At 40.5% G+C, this 11855-nt stretch carries 11 protein-coding genes; all 11 read right to left on the minus strand.

Annotated features, from left to right (window positions below; genetic code table 11):
* Positions 1–247: 247 nt before the first annotated feature.
* Positions 248–754: a helicase gene (locus FFM66_RS10180; protein WP_137605850.1), complete on the minus strand. Its 507-nt coding sequence runs from the start codon at positions 752–754 to the stop codon at positions 248–250.
* Positions 755–756: 2 nt separating this feature from the next.
* Positions 757–1605 carry a sce7725 family protein gene (locus FFM66_RS10185; RefSeq protein WP_137605851.1) on the minus strand — a complete coding sequence of 283 codons (849 nt, stop codon included), beginning with the start codon at positions 1603–1605 and terminating at the stop codon, positions 757–759.
* A gap of 6 nt (positions 1606–1611) precedes the next feature.
* Complete coding sequence (locus FFM66_RS10190) at positions 1612–2274, minus strand: hypothetical protein (RefSeq protein ID WP_137605852.1); 663 nt, start codon at positions 2272–2274, stop codon at positions 1612–1614.
* 91 nt (positions 2275–2365) lie between these two features.
* On the minus strand, positions 2366–4249 hold the full coding sequence (locus FFM66_RS10195) for an endonuclease MutS2 (protein ID WP_137605853.1): 1884 nt from the start codon (positions 4247–4249) through the stop codon (positions 2366–2368).
* A 333-nt stretch (positions 4250–4582) separates the two neighbouring features.
* Positions 4583–5935: a TrkH family potassium uptake protein gene (locus tag FFM66_RS10200; RefSeq protein WP_137605854.1), complete on the minus strand. Its 1353-nt coding sequence runs from the start codon at positions 5933–5935 to the stop codon at positions 4583–4585.
* 129 nt (positions 5936–6064) lie between these two features.
* Positions 6065–6694: a V-type ATP synthase subunit D gene (locus FFM66_RS10205; RefSeq protein ID WP_048605277.1), complete on the minus strand. Its 630-nt coding sequence runs from the start codon at positions 6692–6694 to the stop codon at positions 6065–6067.
* Position 6695: 1 nt separating this feature from the next.
* Positions 6696–8078 (minus strand): V-type ATP synthase subunit B, encoded by a 1383-nt coding sequence (locus FFM66_RS10210; protein ID WP_137605855.1) that lies wholly within the window; start codon positions 8076–8078, stop codon positions 6696–6698.
* Positions 8071–9852 carry a V-type ATP synthase subunit A gene (locus FFM66_RS10215; RefSeq protein ID WP_048605279.1) on the minus strand — a complete coding sequence of 594 codons (1782 nt, stop codon included), beginning with the start codon at positions 9850–9852 and terminating at the stop codon, positions 8071–8073. Before FFM66_RS10215 ends, FFM66_RS10210 begins: the two co-directional genes overlap by 8 nt.
* 15 nt (positions 9853–9867) lie before the next feature.
* Positions 9868–10179, minus strand: a complete 312-nt coding sequence (locus tag FFM66_RS10220; protein WP_048605280.1) for a V-type ATP synthase subunit F — start codon at positions 10177–10179, stop codon at positions 9868–9870.
* Positions 10169–11164, minus strand: a complete 996-nt coding sequence (locus FFM66_RS10225) for a V-type ATPase subunit (protein ID WP_137605856.1) — start codon at positions 11162–11164, stop codon at positions 10169–10171. The genes FFM66_RS10220 and FFM66_RS10225 overlap by 11 nt, the downstream gene beginning before the upstream one ends.
* 10 nt (positions 11165–11174) lie before the next feature.
* Entirely contained in the window at positions 11175–11753 is a 579-nt protein-coding gene (locus tag FFM66_RS10230) for a V-type ATP synthase subunit E (RefSeq protein WP_137605857.1), read from the minus strand.
* Between the last annotated feature and the right edge of the window lie 102 nt (positions 11754–11855).

The raw sequence follows: 11855 nt of genomic DNA on the forward strand, positions 1-11855 counted from the left end.
AATTATAAAGCTAAGCGAAAGACGAACGATGTTTATCTAATAACAGTGAATAGTTGCACTTAATCTTAACATTCGCCATCCCCCGAGAACTTTGTATAATATATATTATGTAAACTAAAATATAAAAATTTAACAGCCCTCACTTAGATTCAGCTTTTTACTCGTTTCCCCCTCTTTTAAACCGTAATTATCGTCATTTATAGACGATAATCCTATTTTTATCCAAAAAATATTTTTTTCAAACAAATTAGCTTTTCTTAAATGTTCCAGCTAAAATAAAACGTTCTTGTGAATCAAAAATGTGTTTGTCATCACAAATATAGCCTCTAAGCCAATTGATACCATCAACTTTGCGAAGATAAAATCCTTTGGGGAATTCAACAGCATCATTCAAGATCTCGGATACCACGGTCACCGCAGCGTCCGGTGTTTTGTGCGTTGTTTTCAGCCCGTGACTGTTTGTTTGGATAAAATCTGTCAGACGTAAAAACGGTGCTACATCAACAGAACAGACTTTTAATCCAAATTTTTTCGCTCCGTCAATCATTTCTGATAAGGTTGCACCATGTTCAAAACCCAACTCAAACAAAGTAATTTCAGTTAAATCAACAATTTGAGCTTCTTTAGTAACTTCAAATAAGTCACTATTCAGCAATTTCTCACCAATCGGATTGATCAGAATATGTCTTTCCTTCAATTGTTGCAACAAGTCTTCTTTGGTAATTCCACCGATCATTACTTTCAGTGTTTTCATACTTATTCCTCCGTTAAAAACTGATTCATCACTTCTAAATGATGCATGATTGATGCTTTACGGATAATTCCCATTCCAGGAAATTTACGTTGTGCAGCAGCAGTAAGCAAAAGTTGCAACCCGGTTGTTTGTTTAATCGTGGACCAATGAGCAATTTCTTCCATGACTGCTAGGAATTTTTCTTTTTGACTAGGCAATTCTGCCGGTGAAAGAAAATGGTGAATCCGCAATGCTTCATTAGAAAAATAGACCAAATGAATACAAATTTCCGGTGATGGATAGCTCTTTTCATAGTAAATGCGACTATCCAAAGAAAAATCACTAAACCCGCTGAAGCCTCTTTTTTTATAGGTCAAATGTGTCGTAGAGAAAATTTCATCTGGACATTCCCCATAAAACTGATTTCGCGGCAAACGAGTAAAGACGTCCTCTGAAAGAATTAAATCGCCAGTTACCTTTTGTAATAAGCGAAATTCCGGAGGCACTAAAACAGCTCTTTGGTTGGATTTCCAATCGCTTTCCAGCGCCGGCATTGCCCGTTGGAGCACTAACATTCCGGCTCTCTTTTCTAATGTTTCTAAAGGTTGATCTAAAATTTGGCCCCGATGCACGGTCATCATCTGCAATGTTTCATAGCCAGAAGCAGTCAAAAAATCCCCCGCTTGCGGATTTTCAATCAATGTAAATGGTTGGTTGACAGCTTCAAATTGCAGAATCACCTTTTTTAGCGCAGCTGAATTTTTAACCGGTTCAATAATTGGATGGATTTTTTCTGATAATAAATTTTGTTCTGACAACTCACGTAAAGCAATCAGATCAAATTGTTTTCCACGAAAGTAAGGATAATACATAGTGTTTCAGTCCTTTTCTAATAAGCGGGCTTCTAAATCAAAATACGCCTGCCTCGTTACTTCTAATTCTTCTTTCAGGGCTTCAATTGCCTGTGCCTGAGTTTCTTCAATAAAACGGTCGTAGTAATTGACACCGCCGCCAAAGAGATCATATTCTGGTTGGCGTTTTTTTAATTCTTCATAGAGCTGGTCGGTGGAAAAAACACGCAAACCACGAGCAGTGCGCTTTGCCTTCCCTACTTCCCTTGCCTGTGCCGAAATCAAACGATACAACAAGGCATTCTCAGCAACCGTCAACTCTTGACGTCGAGGTTTCTTTTCAATCGTAAAATAGCCAGGAACCTCTTCTTGATCGATGTATGCGTGATAAACCATCACACCGATAGCAGGCGGTATCTCCTCTTGAACAGCTGCATAAAGAGCTTCTGGCAAAACAAAATAATTATAATGACCAATAAAGGATAATTTTGCTTTGGAACGAAAATCGGCTTTTGATACTTTCAATTCAAAACACCGCCATTCGAAATTTTCTTCTACTAAACGACAGCTTAGAGTATCCACGATTCCTTGATCTTCCGGCATCGTCACTTCTTCAACCACGACTTCGCCATTTTCACGACAATAATAATACAATGTTTCTTCCATTTGCAGAGTTAATGGTGTTTTCATATTCTTCCCTACCTTTTGTTCTACTATAAAACATATGTTCGTTTTTGTGAAGTCCAAAAGAAAAAGAACCGGGAAAATTCCCGATTCCTTGCTATTTCTGCTGGCGTTTTTCAGCGAGTTTTCTCAACTTCTTGTGGGCTTTTTTAGAACCACGTTCAATATCACGAATAAATTTTTGTTCATGATAATCGGTAAACAAACTGTCCAGATCATAGTTTTCAGGATACAACTTATCGTAAGAAGTAATCAGCTTTAGGCGTTGGAGCGGTAATTCTAACATTTCACCATTGTACACCAAAGCATTTTGTTCCTGATAGTCATAAAAAATGCCATAGCCGTGATCTGTAGTAAATACCCGATCACCTTTATGAAATTTGGGTGTTTCCTTTTTAGCGAATGACACTTTTTTTGAAGAAGTAAAACGGTGCTTCTGAGTACCATACTCTTTTCCCGATAAATAGTCTTTCGCTTTTGTGATGACCTCTGGATCGATTCTCATCTTCTCTGCAATCCAAAAGGCATTACTGTCTCCGACTTGATTCATCATCAATTGATATTTCGGTGTCAAAGTCGCAGCGTCGAACGCCATTGCTGCGGTGATAAAGTCTTCGTGGGCCAATGCAAAATCCTTAATCTCGCCATAATGGGTCGTTGCAATGACAATGGCCCCTTTTTGATACATAGCTTCCATCAAGGCGATTCCCAAAGCAGCTCCTTCTTTCGGCTCTGTTCCACTCCCAATCTCATCCAATAAAATCAAGGCGTGTTTCTTAGTATGAGCCAAAATATGCGAAACATTTTGCATATGCCCAGAAAAAGTACTCAATGCATTTTCAAGACTTTGTTGATCGCCAATATCGATAAAGAGATCACTAAAGATTGGAATCGATGATTTACCGCTATTTTCTACGAACAAACCAAACATCGTCATCAGAGAAGTTAAGGCAATTGTTTTTAAGACGATTGTTTTTCCGCCGGCATTCGGTCCGGTGATAATCAATCCGCGAGCATCTTTTCCAATCGTGACTGACAAAGGAACCGCCTCTGTTCCTAATAGTGGGTGTTTTACCTGATCCAAGAAAAGAAAATCCTCATCATTCACCGTGACCGGCGCACCATTGATGGAACGGCTAAACTTTCCACGGGCAAAAATCAAATCTAATTCCATCACGATTTCTTTGCAGGCACTAATCTGCGGCATTTCTTCTGCGATCAACCCTGTCAAGAATGCCAAAATTTGGTACACTTCAGCAACTTCTTCTGCCTTTGCCAATAGGAGTTCGTCATTTAACTTTCTTACCGCCTCTGGTTCAATAAAGACTGTCGTTCCCTTATTTGACCGTTCAATAATCTGTCCTTTGATTTTTGATTGAAATTCACTTTTTACAGGTAATGTGTAGCGATCATTTTTAACTAAAACCATTCGTTCCTGCAAATAAGCTTGGGTCGTACCGCTCTTTAAAAATTTATTGAAGGCTTTTTCAATGTCTCCTTCAAGCTTTTGGATTCTTCCCCGAATTTTTCGTAAGGCTCGGGAGCTTTCTGATTTCACGCGATTACCGGCAATCATTCCGATAATATTCTCGGTAATTTTTTCAAAGTCTGTCAGCATGTTGCTATATTTAAAAAGCGTTGGCAATTGAAATTGATTCTTTTCAAAAAGCTGTCTGATTAGACGAAAGGAGCGCAAAAAATCACTGTACTCCACCAATTCATTGGCTTCTAAAATCATGCCCTTCTCAATCTTGTCCGTCAAATGACGGATCTGTTTCATTCCCATGAAAGGAACGTGTTGACCAGAAGCCAACAGCAACATGGCCTCTTTTGTTTCTATTAAACGTTTCTCGACGGTAGTCAGAACGGTAGACGGTTGCTTATCTATCAACAACGATTTTGCTTCATCACTGATAGCGAATTTGATTACTTCTTCTTTGATTTTTGTAAATTCAGTCTCTTTGTATACTTTTGTGTCCATGTTTGATTCCTTTCCCCCATGAACACCTGCCAGGGGCTGCTAAAACTCGTTAAATTAAAAAAGGCGATAGGATTCACCTATCACCGTAGTCAGCTTATCTTCATTGACAGGTATCTATAGGCATGCCAAATAAACATCGAAATTTGTCTATCTGGATTCAATTGCTTGATTAGATACCTAGCACACTCACAAAACATTCCTCTTTCTCTAACGAGTCTTCATAAGGTAGTATACCGGAGTTTTTCAAAAATGAAAAGAAAAAAATTCTATTACCAGAAAAAGTCCAGCTTAATCTTCCACAATTACCAGGAAGAACAAGCCGGACTTCAATTTTTACCCAATCATCACCGATTCTTCTGGATATTTGATTGGTGATTCTTGTCTATTTTTTGTCAGCAATGAAAAGACGACTGTCATGATTCCCACACGGCCGATAAACATCAAACTAATAATAATCAGCTTTCCGATCAAAGTTAGGCTTGGCGTCAAGCCCATTGTTAAACCAACTGTTCCAAAGGCAGAAACGACTTCAAAAACGATATATTCCAAACCTAGTTGATTGACATCTGGAATCGTTTCGGTCACGGATAAAATCATGGTACTTACGATACATAGTGTCAAAGTGATGAAAAACAGTGTTAGCGCACGTGACACCGCCGCATTTCGAATGGTTCTGCCGCCAAATTCGGCTTCCGTCCGTCCTTTGAAAATACTTTTGACCTTAATCAGCAAAACCCCAAAGGTCGTGGTTTTCAATCCACCGGCTGTTGAGCCTGACGTACCACCAATGAACATTAGAATGATGGTTAAAATCAACCCGGCATGGGTCATACTGAAATAATCTACAGAAAAATAACCCGCCGTTCTTGGAGTGACAGCCATGAACATCGTATTGAAGAAGCGCTCAGCAAAATTTCCTTGTGCCAAAACTTCAGCATTGCTTTCTGTCAGCATGAACCCCAGCGTACCAAATACAAGTAAGCCCATCGTCACAGAAATTGCAATTCGGCTGTGCAAACTGATTTTTTTTCTTTTGCGATAGCCGAGCAAATCTGACCACACAAGAAAACCAAGACCCCCAGAGACAATCAAAAACATAACCACGCTTAATACCCAAGGGTCCTTTTGAAATCCGACCAGACTATCCCCGAATAAATCAAAGCCTGCATTACAAAAACTTGAAACAGCATGAAATAGGCTGAACCAAGTACCTTTGACAACACCGTATCGAGGAATGAAATCAATCATCAGCATCCCCATTCCTGCTAGTTGAATCGTTCCGGCAATTTTGATAATTGACCACATCAAATGGACGCCACCACCAGTTTGTTCCATATTCAACGATTCTCGCAGCAGCATCCGTGTACTGAGACTAATTTTTTTGCGGGATAAAAAGTAAAACAGAACCGGCAGAGACATGAAACCAAGTCCACCAATCTCAATCAAAATCAAAATGACTGCTTGACCAAATAAATTCCAATGTTCCGCAGTATTCACTGTCGTAAGTCCGGTAACACACGTCGCGGAGGTCGCGGTGAACAATGAATCGATAAAGGGTGTAAATTCTCCAGTTTGACTGGAGATCGGCAGACTTAGAAGTGTTGCTCCCAATAAAATGATCCCGGCAAATCCAAAGGTGATCATTTGTGGTGCAGTCAGATCATATCTGCTGTAACGTCTTTTCATTTCTTAAATCCTCTTCATTCTTTTATCATTTATTCTCTAACTCCTCTAAGAATAAAGGAAAATCTCCGCTTAGTAAAGAATACTAATCAGAAATTTTCCCGCTTTTAGTATAAAGAATCAAAAGAATCCTTATTTATTCATGTTTTTGACTTTGATCATTCGGGTGACTTCCGAACGCTCATTTTCTTCCAGCTTCATTCGAATGTAATAGATTGTTTCTTCCAATTCAGGAATCGTCATATATTCCAACGCATTTACCCGTCGTCGCGTCTTTTCAATTTCACTGGCCATCAACTGACAGGTCTTTTCAATTTCCGTCAATTTTAATAAACTTGGCAATACCGACGTAAAACGATCAATGGAATTATCCAGAGGAACATTGGAATTTAAATACCCATATTCCAAAGGCGTTTCGATCGTGTGGGCATCATAGTTAAAATGCATCACCGGAACTTCCACACTCATGATATTTTTTTGTGAAACATCCAACTCTACACGAGCAGAAGGCAGAATAAACAATTCTTCGATAAAGGATTCATTCAACGTGACATTTGCCAGTCGAAACGAACGCATGGCACTTTCCATCAGGTTTTCGACTTCTTTTCGCAGTTTGTCATTTTGTTTCACCAATAGGATAAATTGCCGCATCAACTCATCTTGCTTGTCTTTCAGCAATTTATGCCCTCTTTTTGCTGTCGTCAACTGCTTCTTTAAACGAGCAAGTTCCATACGAGTTGGATTGACGTTTAATTTGGCCATTTTATTCGACCCCTTTACTAGGCAAAAACTCATCGATCATTTCATCTTTGATCCGTTTTAACTCCGTTCGCGGTAAAATACTCAACAACTCCCAACCAAGATCAAGTGTTTCTTCTATCGATCGATTGGTTTGGTACCCTTGATTGACATACTCATCTTCAAACCGTTCAGTGAATTTTGCGTAAATTTTATCGACATCCGATAAAGCAGAGTCCCCTAAAACTACAGCTAATTCTTTGGCTTGTTTCCCTTGGGCATAGGCAGAAAACAACTGGTTCATCGTAGCCGCATGATCTTTGCGGGTTTTATCTTCACCGGTCCCCTTGTCCTTTAGACGAGATAAAGACGGCAACACATCGATTGGTGGCTGGATACCATTTTTATACAACTCCCGAGACAAAATAATTTGTCCTTCTGTGATGTAGCCGGTTAGATCGGGGATTGGATGAGTTTTATCATCTTCGGGCATCGTCAAAATCGGAATCTGGGTGACAGAGCCTTTCAATCCACGAATTCGTCCAGCTCGTTCATACAACGTTGCCAAGTTGGTATACAGATATCCCGGATAACCACGACGACCGGGAACTTCTCGACGAGCGGCTGAAATTTCCCGCAAAGCTTCACAATAGTTGGTCATGTCAGTCATGATAACTAAGACATGCATTCCTTTTTCATAGGCAAGGTATTCCGCTGCCGTTAGCGCCATTCTTGGGGTTGCGATTCGTTCGATGGCAGGATCATTCGCCAAGTTCATAAATACAACTGAGCGATCAATGGCGCCGGTTTTACGAAAGTCCTCCATAAAGTATTCCGCTTCTTCAAAGGTGATGCCGATACCGGCAAAAACCACTGCAAAATCGTCATCTTTATTCAAAACGGTTGCTTGACGAGCAATTTGTGCCGCTAACTCTTTGTGAGGTAATCCTGAACCTGAGAATACCGGCAATTTTTGTCCACGAACCAAGGTATTCAAATGATCGATAGATGAAATCCCTGTTTGGATAAACTCATCTGGATAATCCCGAGCCATTGGATTGATGGCTTCTCCATTGATGTCCAACATTTTTTCCGGTAGAATTTCCGGACCATTGTCTTTTGGTCTGCCTAATCCGTCAAAAACTCGTCCAATCATATCTTCTGAAACGCCTAGTTCCAAAGGATGTCCTAAAAAGCGAACGGCAGAATCCCGCAGATTGATGCCGCTGGTGCCTTCAAAAATCTGAACAAGGGCTTTGTCTTCCTCTACTTCTAAAACCTGACCTTTACGTAGTTCCCCTGTTTGTAAGCGAACCTCGATTAATTCTTCATACTTCACACCAGAAACCTTTTCTACCGCCATTAACGGGCCGACAACTTCACCGATTGTTTTGTACTCTTTAATCATTCGTCATGCCCCCTTCTTGGACGATTTCTTTAATCGTTTCTTTGATTTCTTGTTGCATTGCAAGAATTTGATCTAGATTTTCTTCCGGTACATATTTCATCCGAGCCAATCGATCCCGCAGTAAAACAGTGCCCTTCATTATTTCTGAAAGATAAGAACCTAAAGTCAATGCATTCGCCGCTTCTTTTCCGAAGGTCAAAATATTGTTCAGCATATGAAATTGTTTTTCTCTTGAAGTAAAGGTATCTACATCATCAAACGCATTTTGCTGTAAATAATCCTCTCGAATCGATTTTGTAACCTTCAGCAGAAGTTGGTCCTTGTCAGATAACGAATCAATTCCCACTAAACGAACAATTTCATTTAATTCAGATTCTTTTTGCAGCATCCGCATTGCCTCGGTCACCAAGCTGGACCATTCTACTTGCAGCTGCTGATCTAGGTAATTGCCGATTTCCGTTTCATATAAGGAATAGCTTTGCAGCCAATCAATTGCAGGAAAATGGCGCTGTTGAGCAAGGGTGGAATCCAAGCCCCAGAAAACTTTTACTACCCGTAATGTATTTTGAGTCACCGGTTCAGAAATATCTCCCCCAGAAGGAGAAACCGCGCTGATTGCGGTGATACTTCCTTCTCGTCCCTCTGACCCAAGAGCAACAACTTTCCCTGATCGTTCATAGTATTCTGCCAATCGGCTGCCTAAATAAGCAGGATAGCCTTCATCTCCGGGCATTTCTTCTAAACGACCAGACATTTCCCGTAACGCTTCTGCCCAACGAGAGGTAGAATCCGCCATGATAGCCACCGAATACCCCATATCACGGAAATATTCCGCAATGGTGATACCGGTATAAATCGATGCTTCACGAGCCGCTACCGGCATGTTTGAGGTGTTTGCAATTAAAATCGTCCGTTCCATCAATGGTTCACCTGTATTTGGGTCAATCAGTTCCGGGAACTCATTCATCACGTCAGTCATTTCATTTCCCCGTTCGCCACAACCAACGTAAACCACTAAATCCACATCTGCCCATTTGGCGATTTGATGCTGTACGACTGTTTTCCCAGCACCAAATGGTCCGGGAACTGCGGCCGCACCGCCTTTAGCCACCGGAAAGAACGTATCAATGACCCGCTGTCCAGTAATCATTGGTGCTTCTGGATTCAGCTTTTCTTTTACCGGTCTTGCCCGGCGTACCGGCCATTTTTGCAGCATCGAAAAAGTTTTTTCTCCCTCTTCAGTTTGAAGAGTATAAATTGTTTCATCAATTGTAAAAGCTCCCGGTTGAATGTCTTGAATCCTTCCACTAATTCCATTTGGAACCATGATTTTGTGAACGATCAGTTTTGTTTCCTGAACCGTACCTATGATATCTCCGGCAGTAACCTGATCACCGATCTGAGCCAACGGTTGGAAATCCCATTTTTTCTCATGATCCAAAGCCGGCAGTTGTACTCCCCGCAAAAGATAATTGCTCTTGGTTTTCTCCATAAAGCGATCGAGAGGCCGTTGAATCCCGTCAAACATTTGTGAAAGGATTCCCGGAGCCAACTCAACGGATAATGCTTCACCTGTTGAACGAACCGGCTCTCCCGGTCCAATTCCTGCCGTTTCTTCATATACTTGAATCGAGGCAACGTCTTTACGCATCTCGATGATTTCTCCAATAACGCCAAGATCACCTACATAACAGATGTCCTGGATACTTGCATGTCCCATATTTTCAGCCATTACTAATGGACCTGAAACTTTAACTATCGTTCCAATTTGCACGATTTCAGCTCCTCCCTAAAGGATATTTTGTCCGACCGCTTTTTCCACATTATTCTGCACTGCCTGTGTTCCGATGCCAAGTGAGCCATCGTGATTGGGAATCAATACCACAGCAGGTGTCAGTTGTGAGTCGTAACGGTCGATTTGATCCTGTATTAATTGTGCACAAGGTTCAGTGATATAAATTACACCAAATTTTTCTTTGATCATTGCGTTGAACGCTTCTTCAACTGTTTTTTTATCCGTGCCGTATTTAACGGTGAAACCGAATAATTTGAAAGGCAGGATGGATTCTTTATCGCCGATGACTCCAATTTTATACGTCATAGGTTTTTCGCATCCTTTCTTTAATTTGTGTTGCCGTAAAACCACTACGTTTGCCAACGATAATCAACCGCAGATTTTTTGCTTCGATATCTTTGGCATTCAAAAATGCTAGTAATGGCAATGGACCAAAGGCTTGTGTCTGTGCGCCTTCAACGATTTCTGTCAAATAATCATCTTTGATCAAATCTAATTGGGCAAAGTCGATTTCTTCTTTCTCAATTGCCGGCCGAATCAACTCACCATAAGCACTTTCTAATAAAAACGTTCGAAAGCTATCCAGATCTTTTCCGGCAAAGCTCATATAGGTTTCCTTTGAAATACTGCCTGAACTGGAAAGAACCGCTGACAGAAAGGCCTGTGTTCTTTTTTGAATCAAACAACGCAAAGCGGTGATGATATTATTCAAATCAATAGATGCTGTGACTTCCTCCAATAGTTCTGGATACCCCAGCTCCTCTGCCAAGCGCCGCTGTTCTTTCAAAAAGCGACGATCATAGATGACATCGATTCCTTGAAGAATGGTCGATTCTTCGATGTGCTCTCTCACTTCCTGGATACTTTTAAGGACTGTTGTCGGCAAAACCGTTGATTTCCCTGTTTGAATCGCCGTTTTCAGCTTGTCTAATGGATAAAATCCGTCTGGCAAAAAGAGGGAATCATAGTTTTCACCAGCGATTTCAGCTTTTGTCAACACCTTCAAATTATGAAAGGTATAGCGCATCGTATACATCCAGATTACTTTCGGTTCGGGCGCTACTTCAATCAATTCTTCATAAGTCGTCAGCAATTCCTGATTCAACGTCTGTTCGATCGTCAATTCAAAATTTTCACCTAAATTGTTTCCGTAAACCGTTTGTGCCAATAGTTCTCTAATTTGTTGAAAATTTTCAGCAGCAATTAATTGTTCAAAAAAATCGGGTTTTAATAATTCATTTTCCTTCAAGCGAATAAAGGGATTTATTTTATGATATAGCGGATTGCTCATGTCACCCCTCCTACTCAAATAATTCGCGGGTAATCTCGCTGCCAGCCTGTGATCGTAATTCATTCAGCAAATCGCGGTACAAAAAATTGTATTGGATTCCCTGGTCGTCTACGATAAATCCTTCATTTTGAATTGCCTCGCCTAAATGAAGGGTATAGGACAGTTCATTACTGATTTCTTCCAACCAGTCGCTAGATAACGCTAGCTGGTTTTTTTCACCTGTAAGCAGCATGACTTCGCCATTGATTGGTAACGCCTGTAAGCAACTTTTGGCAAATTGCTGCATTTCATTTTTTGACCAATTGCCCATAATTTCGTAGGCTTCCTCAAAAAGTTTATCTAGATAGTGCTGTTTTTCGATTAAAGTTTCTTGCCGAACTTCTACTTGCTGACGAGATCGTAATTGTTTGTATTTATTTTTTACTCCTTGCAGCTGCTTATCCAATTGTTTTTCATGCTCAGTTTCAATCGCTGCTTTTTGTTGATCCGTTGTTGCTTGGATCGTCTGCAGTGCTTCTTCTCGGTAGATTTCTCGTTCCTCTACCGCCTTTTCATTGATTTGTTCAATGATTTTTTCAATGGCATCCATTTTATTCCCTCCCAGCTTATTTTTGGTTGGAATTTTTTCAAAATCCCTGTCGGTTCTCATCTCTCATTCGTTCACCAAAGGAATGAACGAAAGTGGAACGAA

This window comes from Enterococcus songbeiensis, from assembly GCF_005405265.1.
Taxonomy (GTDB): Bacteria; Bacillota; Bacilli; order Lactobacillales; family Enterococcaceae; genus Enterococcus_C; species Enterococcus_C songbeiensis.

Excerpts from the sequence above, each read along its gene's own strand:
- FFM66_RS10230 (WP_137605857.1), bottom strand. The coding sequence starts at position 11,753 with ATGGATGCCATTGAAAAAATCATTGAACAAATCAATGAAAAGGCGGTA.
- FFM66_RS10180 (WP_137605850.1), bottom strand. The coding sequence starts at position 754 with ATGAAAACACTGAAAGTAATGATCGGTGGAATTACCAAAGAAGACTTG.
- FFM66_RS10220 (WP_048605280.1), bottom strand. The coding sequence starts at position 10,179 with ATGACGTATAAAATTGGAGTCATCGGCGATAAAGAATCCATCCTGCCT.
- FFM66_RS10195 (WP_137605853.1), bottom strand. The coding sequence starts at position 4,249 with ATGGACACAAAAGTATACAAAGAGACTGAATTTACAAAAATCAAAGAA.
- FFM66_RS10225 (WP_137605856.1), bottom strand. The coding sequence starts at position 11,164 with ATGAGCAATCCGCTATATCATAAAATAAATCCCTTTATTCGCTTGAAG.
- FFM66_RS10200 (WP_137605854.1), bottom strand. The coding sequence starts at position 5,935 with ATGAAAAGACGTTACAGCAGATATGATCTGACTGCACCACAAATGATC.
- FFM66_RS10210 (WP_137605855.1), bottom strand. The coding sequence starts at position 8,078 with ATGATTAAAGAGTACAAAACAATCGGTGAAGTTGTCGGCCCGTTAATG.
- FFM66_RS10185 (WP_137605851.1), bottom strand. The coding sequence starts at position 1,605 with ATGTATTATCCTTACTTTCGTGGAAAACAATTTGATCTGATTGCTTTA.
- FFM66_RS10190 (WP_137605852.1), bottom strand. The coding sequence starts at position 2,274 with ATGAAAACACCATTAACTCTGCAAATGGAAGAAACATTGTATTATTAT.
- FFM66_RS10205 (WP_048605277.1), bottom strand. The coding sequence starts at position 6,694 with ATGGCCAAATTAAACGTCAATCCAACTCGTATGGAACTTGCTCGTTTA.